This window comes from Elusimicrobia bacterium HGW-Elusimicrobia-1, from assembly GCA_002841695.1.
In the GTDB taxonomy this organism is placed as follows: domain Bacteria; phylum Elusimicrobiota; class Endomicrobiia; order PHAN01; family PHAN01; genus PHAN01.
In genome coordinates this window covers 30,459-49,851 of record PHAN01000016.1, presented here as the reverse complement: position 1 = coordinate 49,851, position 19,393 = coordinate 30,459, and the positions used below count along the sequence as shown (strand labels likewise).

The following is a 19,393-nucleotide window of genomic DNA, read 5'->3' as shown; positions in this document are numbered from 1 at the left end:
GCCCGAGATATCATATTTTTTCCATTACTCTCAGCTTAGCCGAGCGACTGCGCGGGTTGGACGCAATCTCACCGTCCGACGGCCTCACGGGCTTCTTGGTCAGCAAACGCGCGGTTCCGTCGGCCGCCATCGACTTAAAAGCTCTTTTAACGGCGCCGTCCTCTTTCGAGTGAAAACTTATCACCGCCAAACGCCCTCCGGATTTGAGCGCGGCGGGAGCGGCCGCCAGCAGGGCGTCGAGATTATCCAGTTCCGAGTTGACGTATATCCTGAGCGCCTGAAAAACCCGCGTGGCCGGATGTATTCCCCCGCGGCCGCGCGGCGCCTTAGAAGCCACAAAAGCCGCAAAATCCGCCGCGCCGCAAAACGCGCGCGATTTTCTTTCCGAGGCGACCGCACCGGCTATCCGTCGCGCGTATCTTTCGTCGCCGTACTCGCGGAATATTCTTTCAAGCTCGTCGGCGGGGAATTTATTCACGACGTCGGCGGCAGTCAACGGAAGCCGCGGCGACATTCTCATATCGAGGACGCCGTCCGCGCCGAACGAAAACCCGCGCGACGGGTCGTCGAGCTGCAGCGACGACATCCCCAGATCGGCCAGTATGCCGTCGGCTTTGCCGAATCGCTCCGTAACCGCGGCGATGTTTCTGTAATTGTCGGTCACGGCGGTAAATCTGCCGCCGAAATCTTTGAGATTCTCGACGGCCAGCGCCACCGCCGCCGGGTCTACGTCCATTCCCGTCACCCGCGCGTCGGGGCAGGATTCAAGTATCCTTCTTGAGTGTCCGCCCGTCCCCAGGGTAGCGTCTACGTAAAATCCGCCCGTGACGGGGGACAGGAAATTCACGATTTCTTCGACGAGCACCGGGATGTGCTTCATCTATATATCCAGTTTCTCAGCCAGCGCCGCAAAAGATTTTTCGCCGAAGCCCGTGGAGTATTTCTTCCAGACGGCGCTGTCCCATATCTCTATGCGGTCGCCCATGCCGATTACCGACGACTCTTTCCTGATGCCCGCGTACTCCATAAGATGCGATGGGATTATCAGACGGCCCTGCGAGTCCATACCGCACTCGACGGCGCCGGCCAGAAGCGTTCTTTTAAAAGCCCTCTGTTTGGATTTGTCCTGCCAGGAGAGATTTTCAAATTTATCGAGGATTTGCGACCAGCGCGGAGAATCGAAAAGCCAAAGGCATTTTTCCAGACCGCGCGAAAGGACGTAATTGTTTTTTCCGGAGCGGAAGCGGTAAGGTATGAATATTCGATTTTTTTTGTCTACTGCGTGAAGGAAATAGCCGACATACATCGACGGACTCCCGCGGAAGATGCGGAAAATCAACACTTTCCGCCACTTTTATCCACCGTTTCCCGATAAGTGTACAAAATAGCGGAGACCTTGTCAAGTGTCGGCGGGTCAATAAACTCAGGCGGGTCGGTTGTTTTACGAGCGGGGTTTTTTGAGGATTTTGTAAACCAACGCGGCGGCAAGAAGCACCGTCGTAATTTCGGCCGCGATAGAGAGTTCTTCGCGGATGTAGCGGACTTCGGCGCCGCATTTCTCGCAAAAAAATTTCGTAGAAGAAATTTTCCGAAGAGACGCGTGGGGGCACTTCTTGCGGCGATGTTCGGTCAGGGAGGCGATATATCCCCAGTAATTATTTTCCCTGTCGGCCGAGCGACTGCCGGTCACTCTGCCGAAAATGTACCTGGCAAACTCGGCGTATGTGTAAATACGATGCTTGATAAGAGCCGCGATATCCATTTTGCCGCCCCCTGTATTTGACGACCTGCCGCGCGTCTATACTCCGGATTTCGTATCCCGCCATACTGCGGCGGAACGCGTGTCATTACTCTAAGCCCCGTCGTTACCGGCGGGGTCAAGCGGCCCACCATGTTCGGCCTTGCTCTCGGGTAAGGATTTAGCCGTTTCATCCGCTCTTTGTCCGCGCGCACACAAATTAATGCGTTCGCGCGCTTATGGAGCGTCTCGCCCCGGGTCTTGACGCCGGGGCGGCCCGCGACTTTCGCCGCGTGCCGTTTCTGTTCGCACCTCTGCCCCGCCAAGGCGGGACGACGGGAATTACCCGCTACCTGTTCCCCCGTCCCCGAATAAACGAGGCGGAAGGACGAGAGTCCGGAAGTTCCTCCCCGCCCCGCTTTTCCCGCGATTTATCGCGGGAAAAGCGGGACGGGGCGACACGCCGACGCGCGGCGAGCCGTTATTTATAAAAGAACGGGCACATCAAACCATCAACTCCGCTTTGAATATTTTTCCGAGTAAAGTATTCTGGAACAATTTTCGCAGCGAACAAGTTCGACCGACTGCGAACCCGCGCTGTACACGCGCTCAAGCTCGTTTATGTTCTGCACGGACAGTTTCATATGACAACCGCCGCAACCGGAGCCCTCAAGCTTAGCTATCGCCATTCCGCCTTTGGCCGATAGCATATGAGTGTAAATGCTCAAGAATCTCGGATCGACTTCGGCCGCCGCGGCTTCTCTTTGAGCGCGCAAACCGGACGACTCCGACTCAATTTTGCGCGTTTCCTCGTCGATTCCGGATAACTCGGACGCGGCATCGGCTTCCATCTTTTTTATTACGGCCGAAGCGGCGAGCGCCGCCTTGTTTTCCCTGTCTGCGGAATCGAGGATTTTGAGTATGGCGTCTTCTATTTCCGACGAACGCCTCTTGGCTTCCTCGATCTCGTCGAGCAACGCCCGATACGCCTGGTTACTTTTTACGGTGTTAAGTTCGGCGGTGTGTTTCTGCACGGCGGCTTCGGCCGCCTCAAGTTCGGCGTTCTTGTTTTTAAGATCGAGTTGCAAACGCCGCGCGAGATTTTGTTTTTCGTCGAATTCCCTTTTACTCGCCGCCAGCGCGTCTTCGACACTTTTCTTGCGCGCGGGGATACCCTCAAGCGCGCACGCCAGACGCGCCGCTTCCGCATCCAGCGCCTGAAGTTTAATCAATTTTGCAAGTGTGTCCGATACTATTGACATTATTTTGGCGACATTATTTTATACGCCGCATAATTTAGCGGCGCGGGCAGACATCTGGTGGACGGTGCAGGATTTGAACCTGCGGCCCTTGCAATGTGAGTGCAATGCTCTACCGCTGAGCTAACCGTCCGACGAGAAAAACGGACAGCAGTAAACGACGGTTAAGGTTTTTTGCGCCTTACCCCCGCCTGTTCAACTCTGCCGCATTAAGTTTGGGCCCGGTAGGACTCGAACCCACGACCCGACGATTATGAGTCGTCTGCTCTAACCAACTGAGCTACGGGCCCAATTACTCGAAAGGAGATTGTAGCAAAATGGGGCGGGGGCAGTCAAAGAGGCGGGGGCAGGAGATAGGGTTAAATATACTCTCTGAGATGCTTGCTGCGGGAGGGATGTTTGAGTTTGCGCAGGACCTTTGCTTCTATCTGGCGCACACGCTCTCTCGTTATGTTAAACGCCTGACCGACTTCTTCAAGTGTGCGCTGATGTCCCCCGTCAAGTCCGAATCTCATTCTGATGATTTCGGCTTCGCGGGCGTGCAGGGTGGAGAGTATTTTTTCTATGGCTATGCGCAAACGCATCTGATAAAGCGCCTTGGAAGGCGAAAGCGAGTTCTGATCCTCGATGAGATCCTCTATACGCGACGATTCGTCGTCGTCGACGGGAGTCGCGGTGGATATGGGCTCCTGCATAAGCGAAAGTATCTCGCGGGTTTCCGCCGCGCCCAGATGCAGGTGTTTGGCGTATTCGGCTATAAGCGGGTCGCGGGCATGTTCCTGCTGGTACTTCCGCCGAATTTTAGAAATCTTGGAAATCATCTCTTTTTTATGCACGGGTATGCGTATTGTGCGGCCGTGATCGGCTATTGCCCTGTTTATGGACTGTCTTATCCACCATGTGGCGTATGTCGAGAATTTAAATCCCCTTTTCCATTCAAACTTTTCGACGGCGCGCATAAGCCCGTGGTTTCCCTCTTGTATAAGATCGGCGAGTTCAAGAGGACTTTGATTTATGTATTTTTTGGCTATAGACACCACCAGGCGGAGGTTCGCGCTGATAAGTTTGGATTTATCGTCGTGGATCTGTTTTTCGAGAACTTCTATGCGTTCCTTCATATAGAAAAGATCCGCAACCGGCATCGGCAGAGCCGACTCGAAATCCTTGAAACTCGCGATATATTCGGCGTTATTGGTTAAAGTTTTTTCGGCCAGGGCGGAGCTGATATGCGTCTTGGCCGCAAAATCGCGGGACGAAATCTTGCGACGCATCAACTTGGCGTATATATTTTTAAGATCAGACAAACTAATTTTTATGCGCCGCTCCACCGCGTCCAAATGCCGTCTCAACTCCATTCCCTTTTCGGCAAGAGTTTTTATTTTATTGGTCAGGCGTTTTATTTTATTCTGGTTGAGATTAAGCGAAATTATCTGATTGAGAAGTTTAAGCTTGGCGGCCTCTTTTTGGGCCGTTATGCTCTCTCTGGCGCGGACGCTTAAATTTTTTGACGCCGCCTCTTCTATCAGACGATTGAGCACACGCTCCGAAGCGTTGATGGAATTGACGACCTTGCGGATTTTGCGGCGCATATAGGCGAGCTGACCCTCGGATTTGCGGCCGCGCTGCATAAGCTCTTTCTCGGTCATTTCATCCTGGTCGATAAGGGTGGCCCAGTTTTTGATTTCTTTGAAAATGATCGGCGAGGAGAGAATCATCAACTCGAGTTTTCTCTCGTTATCGCGAATGCGGCGGGCAAGGTCGATTTCTTCTTCCCATGTCAGAAGAGGCGTCTTGGCGGTTTCACGAAGGTAAATTCTTACGGGATTTTCCAGCGCCTCTTTTTCTATCGCGCTGGCCAGCTCGGCCTTATGATGCTCGACGGCGGCTTCGTGGGACTCGCCTTGATGCTCCTCATTTTTGTCGGCAACGGTTATACCGGACGACTTAAGGACATCGAGCAAACTGTCGTAGAAATCCTTTGAAAAATATTCGGGCGGTATGCGCGAATTCAGGTCTTCGTAAGTTATCCGCGAACCCTGCGATTTGGCGTACTCTACTATGTTTTTAAGTATTTTTTTAGACATTTATTTTTATCCTTTTAGCGTCTGGCGGGGCTGACCTCGGCGGCATTTTCGACCGCGCCGCGCGGCGGGCGCGGATTTTTGAGACGACGCAGTATCGACTGGTATTCCTCGCATTTGGCCGCATCTGGGCGACCGCCGACAAGCGAAGCGAGCACCTCGGGCTCAAGCGCTTTCAATCTTTTGCGCAGCAGCGCCTCGGACATTTCGCCGTGGATTCTTTCGACGCATTCGTGCACGGAAAGATTTATTTCGCGGACGGCCAGAGAAGAGAACCATTCCTTTGCGTCGTCGGGCAAAGAGGCGGCTATGGCCGCGGCGTCGATTTTGCCGCGATGCGTATAATCTTCGCGGATCTTTTTCCAGACGGACAGACACCCTTGTTCCAGAAACATCTCCTGACTGAAATCGGCGGAACGCTCGGGACTGCGCAAGAGCACCGAAATAAGCGTCTCCTCGCCCGAAAGCGGTCTTGACGAAGTTTTTGCGGCGTGAGCCCGCGCGGGCTCCGACGGCGCTCTCGACGGATATACCCGCTCCGAAGTTTGAAAACGATTGCCGGAATGTCCGCCGAGTTTTTTAAGCGCGATGGAGTATTCGGCGGCCACAATATTAAGGTCAATTCCCAGTTTCTGGGAGACGATTTTGAGCGTCTCCTGAGCGATCAGCGGGCTTTTTATGCGCGACACGTTGGGGAAAATTTCTTTAAGACAGGCGAGTTTTTCAAGCGGCGTAGCCGCGCCGTGCTTGGCCGCAAGATAATCGCAGTGAAAATCGAAAAAGTTTTTTTTGCTGCGCCTGATGTAGTCGACAAATTCCCTGGCTCCGTTTTTAATTATATATTCGTCAGGGTCGGTCTTATCGGGCAGAGTGACCACGTAAAACTCCGTCTCGGTATTTATAAGATGTTCCGCCGCGCGGACAGCCGCGGTAAGTCCCGCTTTATCCGGATCGAATATCAGAGCCGTTTTTTTTACGAAACGCCCGACGAGCGCGGCGTGGTATTCCGTAAAAGCGGTGCCCAGACAGGAAACCGCGTTAGGAAGGCCGTACTGGTGCGACGCAACCACGTCGACATAACCTTCGACAATTATTATCTCGGCTGATTTTTTTATGCGCTCGGAACCCTCAAAAAAACCGTACAGATGACGTCCCTTTATGTAAATGCGCGTTTCGGGAGTGTTGAGGTATTTCGGCTGACGGGTATCGTCCAGCGAACGGCCTCCGAAAGCCACTATTCTTCCGCGCGCGTCTCTGATGGGAAAAACCAGCCGCCCGCTCATGTATTCGAACGTCCTTCCGTCGCCGTCGCGGGACAGGCCCGCCTTTGCAAGCTGCTCGGCGGTTATTCCCTCTTTGGCCAGCGCATGGACGGCGTCGCCCTGGGAAAAACCTATGCCGAAACGTTCTATAGTATCGAGGGTAATCGAACGGCCTTTAAGATATTCGAGCGCGTTTTTGCCCGCGTACGTTTCAAAAAGAGTTTTTTTGTAATGGCTCGCGGCGCGCTCGAGCGCCTCGTAAAGACGACGGTCTTCGGCGGCGGCGGCCGAGTTTTCGTACTCGTCGCGCACGGATATGCCGACGTCGGCGGCAATTTTTCGCACGGCCTCCGGCCAGGATATTTTTTCGTATTCCTGCACGAACTTGAACACGTCGCCATTGGCTCCGCAGCCGAAACAATGGTACATCCCTTTGTCGGGATTGACGAAAAACGAGGGGGTTTTTTCGTTATGGAAAGGACAACGCGCACGATAGTTGCGTCCGGATTTTTTAAGCTCCGGCAGATACTTCTCGATAACGGCCACTATATCGGCTTTCGCTTTTATGTCTTCGATGGTTTTTGAGGGGATGGCCATACAAAAAAAGGGGCGGACGCGCGGTGTCGAACCGGCGCTTGCATTAAGTACAAAAATTAACGGTTGACTCGACGGAAACCGGAGCAGGGAACCGTATCAAGCTCGATCCCGCGAAGTTTAAGCGCGTCGAAGAGTAGATTAAGCCCCAGATTGTCCGAGGATATATGTCCGGCCACAACCACGTTTACGCGGTTTTCCTTGGCTTTTTTGTAATGATCTTCGCTCAAATGCATGGCGACGACGGTTCCGACGCCCGATGTGGCCAGTGAATCGAATATGTCCTTTGAGCCCTCGGTGCCGCCCGTCATATCCACTATGACGCGTCCGGCGCGGCGGGATTTTTCGCCGACAAGTATAAATGGCCCCGAACCGGCCTCCACGGCTATTTTATATTCGGGGATGTCCTTGAGTATTTTGATTACGTCGTCGAGGAATTCGGGCTTCTTCTCGGCGAAGAGCCGCGAAAGGTGCGAGGCGACGTGATTGTCGGCCGGAGTGTGGACGCACATAAACGGCACATCCATCAACTTGGCGGCGTCGACGGCGCGCTCATGGTTGGCGGGCGCCACCCTGCGCGCGACTTCCGACATTCTTTCGGCGGTAAGGCCTTCGACTATATTTATAGGCACGCCCGCAGCCGAAAAAATGTCGGCCTGCATCTTCATGACTTCGTAGAACCTGGCGTACGCGCGGCCTTCGGGATGATGCCCGATTACGGCGTCTATCGAGCGACCTTTCCTTTTGAGCGCGTCGAACAGAAGTATCTCCGGCGCTTCCATATCTATGCCCGTCAGCGCGGTTTTTATGCCGGCGCCGGACGGATCGTTGAGGATGCGGGTGTCGGAGTAGGGATTTTCGAGTTTTTCGCGGTCGAACTCGGACTTTTCGATATCCGAAAGCTTCTCGAATTTTTCCTTTTCGCGCGCCAACTCGCGCCGGACAAACTCCTCGCCGCGCGGGTCGGCTTTTATGCCTGCGTCCACGGCGGCGCGGTATATCTCTTTTAATGAAGCCATGCAAGTTTCCTTTTTAACGAAATAAACGAAGTTTTCCCCTCGATTATCTGGACGACGGACGACTCGGCGGGCGGGAGCCCGGCCGGCGCACAACGCGCAAGCGGCGCTTGCGCTGATTGGCCGCTTTGAACGCTCTCCTGCGGAGCTTTCTTTTTATCTCGTTATTTTTCTCTTTTTTGACGACGCTGGGAGGTTTGTAGTACTCTCTTCTTTTGATTTCCTGAAGAACTCCGTGCTTTTCGCACTCGCGCTTGAAACGGCGCAACGCCTCTTCGATAGTTTCGCCCTGACGGACGACAACGTTAACCATTAATGATAACACCACCTTTCATTGGTATATTTATTGCTTGTATTTTTAACCCGGGGGCCACAAAAACTTGCGTCCTCCGAGAAGATGAAAATGAAGATGAGCCACGGCCTGACCGGCATCGGGACCGCAATTTGAGACCAGCCGCCATCCGTTTTTAAGGCCCTCCGCGGCGGCAATTTTTTTTGCGGCCGCAAGTATGGCGGCGGAGACATCAGCGTCGGTATCGCTCAATGAATCAAGACCCTCGATATGTCGGCGCGGCACTATCAGTATATGCACGGGCGCCTGAGGAGTTATGTCCCTGAAAGCGAACACTTTGTCATCCTCGTAGACCTTGGATGACGGCAATACTCCCGAAGCTATTTTGCAGAAAACACAGTCCATCGCGGGTAAAACCGCCGATTACGGCAGAGACAAAATGTCAACTGATTATGCGAAACTCAACAGGGATTGATTATACACAAATCCACGCGCGAATTCAAGGTTTTTTTTTGATTATCTGCGCGAAGTCCGGACGGTGAAACTGAATCCGTTGGAAGTAACGGTGACATCGCCGTCGTAATCGCTGCGATAAACATATGTATCGGCCCCTCTCAGACGCGAAACGGTTTCGGAATGAGGGTGACCGAAACGGTTGTTTCTCCCGCATGGTATCAGGGCTACTTCCGGAATCAGCGCGTTTATAAATCCCGGCGTGGAAGAAGTGCGCGACCCGTGATGACCGACCTTAAGCAAGCTGGCCTGAAGTCCGCCGCGAAAACTTGGGACCATATAGTTCTCGGCTTCGACCTCGGCGTCGCCCGTCAATATCGTCACAAAATCCTTGTATTTTATCCGCACTACCACGGAATTGTTGTTAGCGCCCTCGAATGATATGCCCGACGGCGGCGAAAGCACGGTTATTTCCAGGTCGGGGTCAAGTTCTATGACGTCTCCGGCGGAGACGACCTCGTAGTCGATATTCTTGCGCTTGATAATTTCAAGACACTTTCCGTATTCGCTGTCGCCGCGGGCGTAGCCGGAATCGTATACCTTGCGGACTTTCACATTCTCCAGCACCGTCGGCATACCGCCTATATGGTCCGCGTGCGGGTGCGACATTATAACCGCGTCCAGAGTAAATCCCCGGCGCAAATGCCGCTGTAAAAACGGAATGACGTATTCGCGGCCGGTATCGGTATTCCCGCCCATAAACGAAGGCACGCCTCCGGCGTCTATGAGCATATTGCGTCCGTTGGGCGTCTGTATAAGGATGGAATCGCCCTGGCCGACGTCTATCATATGTATTTTGATGTCGGTGTCGCCCGATATGTAATCGGCAGGCGCGACAAAGAGGCGAGTTGCGCGCTTCGGAGCGGTTGCGCAGCCCGTCAGTAAAACGGCAAAAAAAAGCGCAGCCGACAATCGTGCTGTTTTTTTTACAATCATGGATATTTATTGTGCCGCAGGATTACTGAAACCCGAGTTTTTTGACTTCAAAGACATGACCGTCGGTATCGACGACGACGGTGCCGTCGATGTCGTTCCGGTAGACGTTCATCCCGAAATCTTTTAATTTTTTGACGGTAGACGGGCTGGGATGCCGGAAACGGTTGCGGCGTCCGACTTGTATGACCGCGGCCTCGGGATTAACCGCTTCCAGAAAATAATCGGCGGATGATGTTTTGGAGCCGTGGTGCGCGACTTTCAGTATGTTGGATTCCAGGCCGTAGCGATAAATTCTGACGAGAGAATCCTCGGCGTCCGCCTCGATGTCGCCGGTAAACAGAAACGAGATTTCTTTGTACGAAAGCCGTACCACCATGGAATTATTGTTCGGATCGTCCCACGGAAGCTTCTTCGGGGGGGCCAGAATCTTTATTTCCACGTCCGGGTCTATTACCGCTTTGGTGTCGGCGCGCGCCTGTATGTAAGTTATCTTATTGGCGTTTATCTGCCGGAGGAGCTTTTCATAAATCGGCGAAGGATATGCGTAGCCGGTATCGTAAACAGCGCCTACCTCGAAGTTTTTTATTATTTCGGGAATGCCGCCTATATGATCGCGATGAGCGTGCGAAACAAATATCGCGTCTATTTTTTTGATGCCGAGTTTTTTAAGATACGGAACAATAATTTCGCGGCCGGCGTCGAAGTAGTCGTCTTCGGGCCCGCCGTCCACCAACAGAGTTTTTCCTCCGGGCGTCTGAATGAGAGAGCAATCCCCCTGTCCGACGTCGAGAAAATGAACCTTCAGTATCGATGTGTCGGCAAAGGCCGCGCCGCATCGCAGCGACAGCGCCGCGAAAATGGATAAGAAGCGCATGAGCGCCGAATATCGATAATGTTTTATTTGTCTTTTCATCGGCCAACGACCTTTTATCAGAATGCCATTGCGACTTCGACCCTGTGCATAAGGCCGAGGTCGCCCTGCGTCGAGAAGGCGTAATTAAACAGATAGTCGTAATCCTGCGTATATCTGTAACCGAATCCCAGCGTGATGGCCGAAAGACCCGACACGTCGGAGACGCCGGCCCTATAACCCGCGCGCAGCGACAAATCGCCGGGGGTGATTTCCATACCCACCCCCATATACGGTATCCCCGCCTGAGGCGCGACGTATTCGGCGGCCAGCGTAAGAAAATCTTTCGATGGTTTTAGCGCGACGCCGGCGCGAATAAGCAAAGGCATATCATATTGTTCCCACATCTTGGAGCCGATGTTCTGCGCGGCGGCGCCGAAAGATGTTTCGCCGAAATCAAGAATGGTCTTATAATGAACTCCGGCGTCGAAGCCGATGGCGCCGGTGGAATCGCCGTCGAGCGTCTCCGCGGCGTATTTTACCGCCATGCCGAGCGACACGCCTTCAAAAAATTCATTGCCGTAAGCGGCGCGGGCGGCCAATCCGGTATGCCTGAAACTGCCCTCGGCGTCTTTGGTGTCGCCGCGTTTTTCTATATCGCCCGAATCGTAATAGGTAAACCCGACGGCCGCCGAGCCGTTGACGCCGAATGTGTGCCCGTAGGTCAGCGACGTCAGAGAAGTGTCGATTATCCACCTGTTATAGGACAGCGACGCCTCGTTCCAGCGAAGCTGCGAAAGTCCGGCAGGGTTGTAATACAATGCCGCTTTATCGTCGGCAAGAGCGGTAAAAGTCCCGGCCATACCCGCGGCGCGGACGCCGGGAATTATTTTAAGAAACTCTCCGGCGGACGAACCGGCGGCGTATAGTAAGTGGTTAGTGGCGAGTGGATAGTGGATAGTAAAGGCAAGGACAAGGGCAATCCGTCGCAGGAGCCATCCTCGTCCGCGGGGCGCCGTCGGAACACTGCTCGAAAGACACAATTTGCTCATATGCTATCCGTTTTATTTACTAATCACTAACCACTCGCCACTAATCACCATCACTTCCCCACCGCGGCTTTTTTGAGCGCGAAAAACTTTCCGTCGGGAGTTTCGGCTTCGACTTTTATGAAATAAAGACCGGGCGCGACACGCTGCCCCGTGGAATTTTTCAGGTTCCAGACGACCTCGTTGTAAAACCCGGGATAATATGTTTCAGGGGTAATGGACCGCGCCAATTCGCCCGAAAGCGTGTATATCTTGATGGTGATTTTCTCGACGACCGCCGAGATATCGAAACCTATAGCCGCGGAAGCCCGCGCGGGACTCGGATACATTATGACGTTGTCGACGGCCTTTGCCACGGCGCCCGCCGAAACCTGACCCGTCAGCGCGAACATTCTGCGGAACTCGTCGTAATATTTACCGCTTACGGAAGAGTTGTATATTATGACGATGTTTTCGTCGTTGTCGTTGCCGTCGGAAGTCGCGCCTGAGTTGGACCAGTTGGCCGAACCGGTAACGACACGGCCGTTTAAGCGTCGCGGGTCGATAAAAATAAATTTATGGTGCATAAGCCCCCGCCCGAATGACGAGCGGCGCGAGTCCCACACGACATTTATCGTCGATGTCTTCAAACTCCAGAAATTCGACGTATTGCTGCTCTGATCGTCCATTATTCCTGATATATCAAGACCGGCATCGGCCGCGAGCGCCTCTTTCATGGCTTCGGATATCGACGTTCTGGAAAACCACGCCGCGGCAAAACCGACGCTTTCCGCGGGCGCGGGTATACCCGAAACAGGCGACGGCGCGATTTCGCTTTCGATGGCCGCGGCTACCGTCTGCGGAGTCGTGTAGGGGTTGAAATAAACTTTTACGACGGTGCCGTCGCGCATAGTGACGGAACTGCCGTTTACGTTTGTGCCGGCCGCCGACGCCGAAGACGTTTTAATGTCGCCGAATTTTTTGGAAGCGACGGCAAGCGGCCCGTACATATTGATGAATTCCGTCTCGAAAACCCCGGCCAGTTCCGGCGAGAATATCTCCGCGGCGTTGTTGTCCTGCTGCAAAGTCGCGCTGAGAGTAAAATTGTACGACCCCGTCCAGACGGCGGAATCCTTCAGCACGACGAACTTGTTGTGCATGAGGCCGCCGGAACCCTCGGTGCCTTCGCCCTCGTAAGCGGCGCGGTAGACCGTAGTCGGGAAAGTGAGACCGGCAAGAGTTACAGTGGAGTGCCCGACGACATAAATTGCGACGCCGTCGGCGCTTTTGGAGTTAAGCAGGCCTTTTATGTTTTTAAGCGCCGAGGCATCGCCGGAGCCGTCGAGATTCATTTCAAAAATGGCGACGTAGACGGTGGTTCCGCTCTGAGCCGAATCTATGAAATCATAGAGCGCCGCGTCTATTCTTTTGGAAGTATCGTGCGAAAGAGGGCTTGGCAAAGATGAGTCCGGATTCGAGAACCATATCTTGATGTCGTCGGAGGCAACGGCTATTTGCGCCGCGACGGCGAGTGCCGCCAGAATAACGGAAGCTCTTTTTATCATTTGTTTTTTTTACCGGAACGCGCCAAAAGTTCGGCCTGAAGTTTTTTTACTCTGTCGAGAGTTGCGCGCTCGGATTTTTTGTCGCAACGGAAATCCGCGTCAAGATGCATCCCCTCGCGGATTTTGAACTTGAACTGCTTCACGGGAATTATCATCTCGCCGCCGCCCGTCACATTTATCACCGCGTACTTGCCGTCTTCGATACGGTCGACGTAGCATTTCATTTTTTTAACTCCCCGTAAAGAGCCAGCGCGGCGTTGTCGGTGAGGGCGCAGACAAAATCGATTACGGCCGAATTTAGCGGTATTTCCCTCGGATACCAAGGGTATTCCTTATATATAATATCGGGACGTTTTGTCAATCCTTCCGTCAAGAAATCAATAACCCGCTCGGACTGATTTTCCGCTCCCAGAACTTCCGGGCGCGGATACACGTCGCGGTATAAAAAATCTCTGAGTTCTTCCGTGGCCGCAAGGACTCCGGCGCTCATCTTAATGACTTCGAGGCCGGCCGAACACTCCACTATGTCCTGAACCATCGTGTTAACGCGACGCGAATGACGTGTTCCCAGAGTTTTTGCCACGGACGACGGAACATCGCTTTCAGAAACAAGTCCCATATGCATAGCGTCATCAAGGTCGTGATTGATGTAGGCGACCCAGTCGGCGTATTGCACTATCATACCCTCAAGAGTAAGAGGTTTGCCGTAAAGTCCGTTGCCGTCGAATTCGCTTATCTTTTTTTTGCCTTTCGTGTGTTTAAGAATTCCGTCGAGAACCTCAACCGTCAGATTAAGCCCTTTGCCTTCTTTCTCGAAAAATTCGGCTACCCTTACCGATTGTCGGGCGTGATGAAATTCCGGATCGATTTTTTTTATGACATCCTCGCCGGCGTGACCGAAAGGCGTGTGCCCCAGGTCGTGTCCGAGGGCTACGGCCTCGGCGAGGTCGGAATTAAGGTTAAGCGCCTGGGCAATCGTACGGGCTATGGCGGAAACTTCAAGCGTATGGGTAAGTCGTGTGCGGAATTGTTCGCCTGTCGTCGACAGAAACACGTTCGTCTTCTGCTTGAGTTTCCTGAAAGCCAGAGAGTGGAGAATGCGGTCGCGATCCCGCTGATACACGGTGCGCACGGGGCATTCGTCTTCGCTTAATGCCCGACCGCGGGTTTTACCGGACAGCTGCGCCTGCGGCGCAAGTGTCTTTTCACGCTCCTCGATCGTCTCTCTTACACTGAGCATATAGAAGCCGTTACGGCCCGCCCGCGCATTAGACGAATCGCGGGCGGATATTGTTACGCCGTCGGGTTTTTTCAGTAGCTGTACTTACTGCCGCCTATAAACTCTCTCATCAGAGAATTGTCGGGGACGCAAGTGTCGTCGGGATCCGTTTTGAATTCCGATAATATATCGTAAACGCGCTTGGCGCGGATGTAGGCGTCTATCTTTTTGGGATCGTCCTTATAAGCGCCGAGTATCGAATCAAAGTATTTGAAAAGATATTTCTTGTGAAGCGGAAGTTCGTAAGGAAGCGACCCGTTAAAAATATAATCCGATTTATTTATGAAAGGCACAATGTGACGCTTTTCGGAACGCCTTACGTAATGCCAGTGCCCGACGGTGCGCACGGGGTCGTACGAGCGGTGCCAGGAATCTCTGATCATGCGGCGAAGCATTCTTAAATCGCACCAGCGCATAAACTCGCCCTTTGAATCCTTTATCTGACAGAGCGCCTCGATGTAGAATTTGAACTTATTGTTGTGCGGAATCGACGCCGTCATGGCCGGATAAAGACCGTGCAGCGAGTCAATGAGAAGAATCTGGTTTTTTTCCAGACGGAATTCCTGAGCGTTGAGTTTGCGCTTGCCCGTTTTGAAATCATACAGGGGCATCTTTATGGTTTTTCCCTTCATCAATTCAAAGAGATGCTCGTTTATGAGTTTCAAGTCGAGCGCTTCCGGCGTCTCAAAATCATAATCGCCGTATTCATCCTTGGGATGCTCTTGGAGGTCCTTAAAATAATTATCCAGCCCGATGGAGACAAACGAAAGATTTTTTGCGGCGAGTTTTTCCCCGATTTTAAGAGTCGTAGTGGTCTTGCCGCTCGACGACGGACCGGCGACGATGACCAGTTTTATTTTGTCGGCTCTTTCCAGTATTCTGTCGGCGACGTCGCCTATGTTGTCGTGGTACTGCTTCTCGGCGGCCGCCACCAATTCGGGGAACCTGCCGTCGCGGATTGTTTTTTCTATATTCTCGGTCGTGTCGCAGCCGTGATCCACATTCCAGGAATAAACTCTCCAGAGAACTTTATAAGGCACATTGTCCTCCACAACGATTTTGGCGTCTTTATGTTCGCGCAACCTTCTGTGTTCGTCGCGGTAAAGAATGTACGCCTTGGCAGTGCGGTAATGCGCGTTGCCGACCAGAACTTTTTCTATCAGATCCTGTATTTCCTCGACGGACGGCATTGCGGCTATGGGATATATCTGTTTCATCAGCGTTATGACTTTGTCGGCCAGGGACTCCGCGAGAGCGCGGTCAGAGCCGCCCACGTCGACCGCCGAGCGGAAAATCGAATCGACGATTTTCCCGCGGTTAAAGGCCACTATGCGGCCGTCGCGTTTGATCACCTTGGTGATTTTTAATTTTGAGAGTTCGTCTTCGTTGAAAAGCGCGGGCTGCTGCTGATGTTGTTCGCTCATAACTTACTTCTCCTTGTCAAAATATCGCACCGGCCGTCAGGACAGAATAACGAAACCTATCGCCGACGTGTGCGAGTTGATGCGCTTGAACTGATCGATGAGGTCTATATGAATACTGGACGTATCCAGCGATTCCTTGAGACCCGCGTTCAGGCGGGCGATGTGCTTGCGTCTGAGTTCGTCTTCGTAACTGCCGATTTCGGGTTTGGAATTGGCGACGAGTTGGGCGTACTCCCTGTCGTTGTCGCGTATCGCCCTGACGGCGTGTTCGATTACCTTCAAAACGCGCGTATGCAGTTGCATTATGTCTTCCCAGCCCTCGTCGGAAAACCAGAGTTTGTTTTCGAATTTTTTGCGGGCAAGCGGCATAATATTTTTATCTATGATATCGCCCACGGCCTCAACATCCGCGGTAATATACAGAAGCGCCGTCTGTTCCTTGGATTGTTCGTCGTTGAGCACCTGCTGGCCTATTCTGGTCAGGTAAGGCACTATCGCATTATGCAAAATGTCCACGCGGATGTCCTTCAGGGAGACCGTGTCGCACAATCTTATCTCGCGGCAGTCGAAAACGTTTATGGTCTCCTTGAGCATTTCGACGACAATCTCGCCCTCGCGGACTATTTCCTTGCGGACCTGCACCAGAGCCAGATCGGGAGTCGCCACAAGATTTTCGTCGAGATAAATGGGCCCGAAAGGTTTTTCCTCTTCCTTGGACGGAAGCACCAGATTGATAAGCCGGTAAGCCGGACGCAAAATCGGCAGAATCCATACGGCGTTAAACACGGAAATCAGCGTATGCGCCATAGCTATCTGACGCGTGACGTCCGTGGTGCCGAAAAACGTAAGCGTGAACCATTCCGTAAAATGTATCCACGCCGGCGCTCCCTTATAGTTTATTATCGTCATAAACGGGAATACCAGGGCGACGCCCGCAATCTGGTGAAGCACGTGGAAAAACGCCACGCGTTTTCCCTCCCGCCCGCGGCCTATGGAGCCGAGTATGGCGGTAATGCACGTGCCGACCATAGCGCCGAGATTCAGCGGAATGGCCTGTTTCAATGTGATGGTGCCGGCCAGCGCCAGAGATATGACTATACCGGTAGTCGCTCCGCTCGACTGAACAACGAGGGTAAAGGCCAGTCCGACGAGAATTCCCACTATCGGATTGGCGACGTTTTCCATCAACTCAAGAAAGGGTTGATAAGTTTTAAGCGGAGACAGAGAATCGGACATTATCTTCATTCCGATAAAAAGCACGCCGAAACTCAGTATGATATCGCCGACCTGCTTGATTTTCTTGGACTTGCTGAAAAACGTTATAAAAAAGCCGAGACCGGCGATGATGGCCGCAAAATCAGATACCTTAAACGCCACCAGCTGCGCCAGAAGCGTGGAACCTATCTCGGCGCCCACGGTGACGGCCATCGACTGGTAAAAAGTCATCAGACCGACGCTGACCAAGCTGACTTCAAGAACCGTAGTGGCCGACGAGGACTGATTTATTCCGGTCACTACAAGCCCCGTCATCAGGCCTTTGAGCGGATTATTGGTCAGCATTATCAGCAGGTTTTTGAGTTTGTTGCCGGCGACTTTTTGAAGAGAGTCGTTCAAGAAAAACATTCCGAACAGAAAAACGCCCAGGCCGCCCAAAACCCCGAGGGCGACCATTACCAGCCATCCGCTTTTCACGGACATGAGTTCAAACGCCGCGGGAACTGTATTTTTATCGTCGATAAAAGCCGTTACGGCGTACTGTCCCGCTTTGGGCTCCCCGAAAATAATGTCCACGGACGCCGTTCCGTTTTTGTCCGTCGCGGCGCTCGCCGAAGAAAGTTCCGCCTTCCGTCCTTTTTTGTACGGCTGACCGGGCTCCTGATCGATTCTGAAACTCACCCGCATACCGGACAGCGGCTTGCCCGCATCCGACAGAACGCGCACTACCAGAGATTCGTCGCTTTTTTCTCCGACGACACCGGTCTGCTTGTTGCCCGATACTATTTCTATCTTCGCGGCATATGCCTGCGAAAATATTACGGCTGCCAAAGCCAAAGCGAATAACATTTTTCTTTTCATTTTATGTATCTCCCGTAAAAAAGCGGTCATCACAAACTGAGGCCGTTGAAAAACCCCGTATTTGTCATTCTGGTCCTTCGGCGGCGTCATTCTGAGCGTAGCGAAGAATCTCATAATGCCTCAGGATAAACTCCGCGAAGAATCTCGTCTTTCGACGACAAGATAGACCCTTCGTTTCACTCAGGGTGACAAAAACGAAGGGTTCAGGGTGACATTTTGGATACTTTTTCAATTGTCACAAATTATCTCAGCACTTTTGCGGCTTGTTCCTTATAAAACGCGGCGCGTTCTTTCTCGTCGGAGATTTCGCGGCGCGGCACGAAAATTACGTTGCCGCCTTTGGGCTCGTCGAACGACTGTTCTATGAACAGCTTAACTATCGCCGCGGGCACGGAATAAAGAATATCGTAGGGATCCTGCGTTTTTTTGCCTTCCGATATTTCTTTGGTACGGGACAGCGTGCGCTGATAATTGTTCTTGATAAGTTCCATTATCTTGGCGACATTCGGCGAAAGTTTCGAGAAGTCAACGGCGTCTATCGGAGCGGCCCACAGATTTATTTTTTTAAGCTCCGAAAGTTCATCCGCGTTGAGACGCACGGGCGGCTCGAAGTAAACAAGTTTTATCTTATACGGAATGCCGGCATAGAGCGGGTCGCGGTTCTCCATCGTTATCGGAGAACGATACTCCATATCGGTATTTACGCCGTTGTAAAATACGCTCATTCCCTTGCCGATATACAGGTCGGTCAGCTGATTGACCACCCACCAGGCCAAAGTGCTTTCCCACGAAGCGAAACACGGGCCGAACTCTTTGAAAAGCAGGTAGCGCACGTTGTCGCAGGACAAATTCAGCACGTTGGGCATTTCGCGGTAAAAAGTCGATTTGCCGGTGCCCGCGCCGCCGATGGGCATTATCAGAGCGGGGTTGACGGAGGAAAGATTTTTCGCGTCCCATCCGGCGGCGTTTTGTATCTGGTGGGCAATGAACCCTTCGATATGTCCCACGCCTTTTTTCAAAAGCTCGTCGAGATTAAAACCCGCGACGCCGGCCGCTATGACCGCCAGAAAAGTATTGATTACCGCGTACGGGCTCAGCGCGAACTGATTGGAATACTTTTTCATCTGTTCGAGAGCCGCCTGAAAGTCGGGCTTATTCTGTATTCTGAATACTCCCTTGGCTGCGTTGACGGCGAACACCGGCGAGTTATAAATATTCTTGGCGTTTTTCAGATTTTCAAGAGTATCCCCGGTCTCCATGGACGCGGCCACGATGTCGTGCAGACACACATACACGTCCTTGCCGAAAAGTATGGAATTTTCGTCCTTGACGACGGCTTCAAGTTTCGGAAGTCCGTACTTGGCGGATAGTTTCAGAAGCAACTCGTTCGTTTCTTTGCGGCGATTGAGTTCTCTCGTCATTATTTCTCCTTTTTAGCGGAGATGATAGCGGCCGCATTGCTATGCGGCATATTATTGCG

19 protein-coding genes and 2 tRNA genes are annotated in these 19,393 nt (G+C 52.7%); 1 reads left to right on the top strand and 20 read right to left on the bottom strand.

Annotated elements, in window-relative coordinates:
- Positions 1-10: 10 nt before the first annotated feature.
- The 3 genes from CVU77_07870 to CVU77_07860 form a co-directional block, all read right to left on the bottom strand.
- Positions 11-880: a 16S rRNA (cytosine(1402)-N(4))-methyltransferase gene (locus CVU77_07870; protein ID PKN00929.1), complete on the bottom strand. Its 870-nt coding sequence runs from the start codon at positions 878-880 to the stop codon at positions 11-13.
- On the bottom strand, positions 881-1,306 hold the full coding sequence (gene mraZ / locus CVU77_07865) for a division/cell wall cluster transcriptional repressor MraZ (GenBank protein ID PKN00928.1): 426 nt from the start codon (positions 1,304-1,306) through the stop codon (positions 881-883).
- A gap of 135 nt (positions 1,307-1,441) precedes the next feature.
- Positions 1,442-1,762, bottom strand: coding sequence for a hypothetical protein (locus CVU77_07860; protein PKN00927.1), 321 nt, complete (start codon positions 1,760-1,762; stop codon positions 1,442-1,444).
- A gap of 215 nt (positions 1,763-1,977) precedes the next feature.
- Between CVU77_07860 and CVU77_07855 the strand changes: the two genes are divergently transcribed.
- On the top strand, positions 1,978-2,229 hold the full coding sequence (locus CVU77_07855; GenBank protein ID PKN00926.1) for a hypothetical protein: 252 nt from the start codon (positions 1,978-1,980) through the stop codon (positions 2,227-2,229).
- 21 nt (positions 2,230-2,250) lie between these two features.
- Here the strand turns inward: CVU77_07855 and CVU77_07850 are convergent, their stop codons facing one another.
- The 17 genes from CVU77_07850 to CVU77_07770 form a co-directional block, all read right to left on the bottom strand.
- The gene (locus tag CVU77_07850; protein ID PKN00925.1) at positions 2,251-3,000 is read right to left on the bottom strand and encodes a hypothetical protein; all 750 of its coding nucleotides are present in this window, start codon (positions 2,998-3,000) and stop codon (positions 2,251-2,253) included.
- A gap of 55 nt (positions 3,001-3,055) precedes the next feature.
- Positions 3,056-3,130, bottom strand: a tRNA-Val gene (locus CVU77_07845).
- 83 nt (positions 3,131-3,213) lie between these two features.
- Positions 3,214-3,287 (bottom strand) — tRNA-Met (locus CVU77_07840).
- A 69-nt stretch (positions 3,288-3,356) separates the two neighbouring features.
- Complete coding sequence (locus tag CVU77_07835) at positions 3,357-5,081, bottom strand: hypothetical protein (protein PKN00924.1); 1,725 nt, start codon at positions 5,079-5,081, stop codon at positions 3,357-3,359.
- A 14-nt stretch (positions 5,082-5,095) separates the two neighbouring features.
- Positions 5,096-6,937, bottom strand: a complete 1,842-nt coding sequence (gene dnaG, locus CVU77_07830) for a DNA primase (protein PKN00923.1) — start codon at positions 6,935-6,937, stop codon at positions 5,096-5,098.
- A gap of 56 nt (positions 6,938-6,993) precedes the next feature.
- Positions 6,994-7,953: an NGG1p interacting factor NIF3 gene (locus CVU77_07825; protein PKN00922.1), complete on the bottom strand. Its 960-nt coding sequence runs from the start codon at positions 7,951-7,953 to the stop codon at positions 6,994-6,996.
- A 43-nt stretch (positions 7,954-7,996) separates the two neighbouring features.
- Positions 7,997-8,263, bottom strand: coding sequence for a 30S ribosomal protein S21 (gene rpsU / locus CVU77_07820; GenBank protein ID PKN00921.1), 267 nt, complete (start codon positions 8,261-8,263; stop codon positions 7,997-7,999).
- 45 nt (positions 8,264-8,308) lie between these two features.
- Positions 8,309-8,647, bottom strand: a complete 339-nt coding sequence (locus tag CVU77_07815; protein PKN00920.1) for a histidine triad nucleotide-binding protein — start codon at positions 8,645-8,647, stop codon at positions 8,309-8,311.
- Between the two features lie 111 nt (positions 8,648-8,758).
- Positions 8,759-9,691, bottom strand: coding sequence for a hypothetical protein (locus CVU77_07810; GenBank protein PKN00919.1), 933 nt, complete (start codon positions 9,689-9,691; stop codon positions 8,759-8,761).
- Positions 9,692-9,713: 22 nt separating this feature from the next.
- Positions 9,714-10,604, bottom strand: coding sequence for an MBL fold protein (locus CVU77_07805; protein PKN00918.1), 891 nt, complete (start codon positions 10,602-10,604; stop codon positions 9,714-9,716).
- Positions 10,605-10,621: 17 nt separating this feature from the next.
- Positions 10,622-11,593, bottom strand: a complete 972-nt coding sequence (locus CVU77_07800; protein PKN00917.1) for a hypothetical protein — start codon at positions 11,591-11,593, stop codon at positions 10,622-10,624.
- A 50-nt stretch (positions 11,594-11,643) separates the two neighbouring features.
- Entirely contained in the window at positions 11,644-13,134 is a 1,491-nt protein-coding gene (locus tag CVU77_07795; GenBank protein PKN00916.1) for a hypothetical protein, read from the bottom strand.
- Complete coding sequence (locus CVU77_07790; GenBank protein PKN00915.1) at positions 13,131-13,358, bottom strand: hypothetical protein; 228 nt, start codon at positions 13,356-13,358, stop codon at positions 13,131-13,133. Before CVU77_07790 ends, CVU77_07795 begins: the two co-directional genes overlap by 4 nt.
- Positions 13,355-14,374, bottom strand: coding sequence for a deoxyguanosinetriphosphate triphosphohydrolase (locus tag CVU77_07785; GenBank protein ID PKN00914.1), 1,020 nt, complete (start codon positions 14,372-14,374; stop codon positions 13,355-13,357). Before CVU77_07785 ends, CVU77_07790 begins: the two co-directional genes overlap by 4 nt.
- A gap of 71 nt (positions 14,375-14,445) precedes the next feature.
- The gene (locus tag CVU77_07780) at positions 14,446-15,837 is read right to left on the bottom strand and encodes a response regulator SirA (protein ID PKN00913.1); all 1,392 of its coding nucleotides are present in this window, start codon (positions 15,835-15,837) and stop codon (positions 14,446-14,448) included.
- Positions 15,838-15,873: 36 nt separating this feature from the next.
- The gene (locus CVU77_07775) at positions 15,874-18,027 is read right to left on the bottom strand and encodes a hypothetical protein (protein PKN00912.1); all 2,154 of its coding nucleotides are present in this window, start codon (positions 18,025-18,027) and stop codon (positions 15,874-15,876) included.
- Between the two features lie 128 nt (positions 18,028-18,155).
- Entirely contained in the window at positions 18,156-19,334 is a 1,179-nt protein-coding gene (locus tag CVU77_07770) for a hypothetical protein (GenBank protein PKN00911.1), read from the bottom strand.
- Positions 19,335-19,393 lie beyond the last annotated feature (59 nt).

What these genes read in the sequence shown, in the direction of transcription:
- CVU77_07850 (PKN00925.1), bottom strand. Translation starts at nt 3,000, where the DNA reads ATGTCAATAGTATCGGACACACTTGCAAAATTGATTAAACTTCAGGCG.
- mraZ (PKN00928.1), bottom strand. Translation starts at nt 1,306, where the DNA reads ATGTATGTCGGCTATTTCCTTCACGCAGTAGACAAAAAAAATCGAATA.
- CVU77_07815 (PKN00920.1), bottom strand. Translation starts at nt 8,647, where the DNA reads ATGGACTGTGTTTTCTGCAAAATAGCTTCGGGAGTATTGCCGTCATCC.
- CVU77_07835 (PKN00924.1), bottom strand. Translation starts at nt 5,081, where the DNA reads ATGTCTAAAAAAATACTTAAAAACATAGTAGAGTACGCCAAATCGCAG.
- CVU77_07870 (PKN00929.1), bottom strand. Translation starts at nt 880, where the DNA reads ATGAAGCACATCCCGGTGCTCGTCGAAGAAATCGTGAATTTCCTGTCC.
- CVU77_07825 (PKN00922.1), bottom strand. Translation starts at nt 7,953, where the DNA reads ATGGCTTCATTAAAAGAGATATACCGCGCCGCCGTGGACGCAGGCATA.
- CVU77_07780 (PKN00913.1), bottom strand. Translation starts at nt 15,837, where the DNA reads ATGAGCGAACAACATCAGCAGCAGCCCGCGCTTTTCAACGAAGACGAA.
- dnaG (PKN00923.1), bottom strand. Translation starts at nt 6,937, where the DNA reads ATGGCCATCCCCTCAAAAACCATCGAAGACATAAAAGCGAAAGCCGAT.
- CVU77_07785 (PKN00914.1), bottom strand. Translation starts at nt 14,374, where the DNA reads ATGCTCAGTGTAAGAGAGACGATCGAGGAGCGTGAAAAGACACTTGCG.
- CVU77_07795 (PKN00916.1), bottom strand. Translation starts at nt 13,134, where the DNA reads ATGATAAAAAGAGCTTCCGTTATTCTGGCGGCACTCGCCGTCGCGGCG.
- CVU77_07805 (PKN00918.1), bottom strand. Translation starts at nt 10,604, where the DNA reads ATGAAAAGACAAATAAAACATTATCGATATTCGGCGCTCATGCGCTTC.
- CVU77_07860 (PKN00927.1), bottom strand. Translation starts at nt 1,762, where the DNA reads ATGGATATCGCGGCTCTTATCAAGCATCGTATTTACACATACGCCGAG.
- CVU77_07855 (PKN00926.1), top strand. Translation starts at nt 1,978, where the DNA reads ATGGAGCGTCTCGCCCCGGGTCTTGACGCCGGGGCGGCCCGCGACTTT.
- CVU77_07775 (PKN00912.1), bottom strand. Translation starts at nt 18,027, where the DNA reads ATGAGATTCTTCGCTACGCTCAGAATGACGCCGCCGAAGGACCAGAAT.
- rpsU (PKN00921.1), bottom strand. Translation starts at nt 8,263, where the DNA reads ATGGTTAACGTTGTCGTCCGTCAGGGCGAAACTATCGAAGAGGCGTTG.
- CVU77_07770 (PKN00911.1), bottom strand. Translation starts at nt 19,334, where the DNA reads ATGACGAGAGAACTCAATCGCCGCAAAGAAACGAACGAGTTGCTTCTG.
- CVU77_07800 (PKN00917.1), bottom strand. Translation starts at nt 11,593, where the DNA reads ATGAGCAAATTGTGTCTTTCGAGCAGTGTTCCGACGGCGCCCCGCGGA.
- CVU77_07790 (PKN00915.1), bottom strand. Translation starts at nt 13,358, where the DNA reads ATGAAATGCTACGTCGACCGTATCGAAGACGGCAAGTACGCGGTGATA.
- CVU77_07810 (PKN00919.1), bottom strand. Translation starts at nt 9,691, where the DNA reads ATGATTGTAAAAAAAACAGCACGATTGTCGGCTGCGCTTTTTTTTGCC.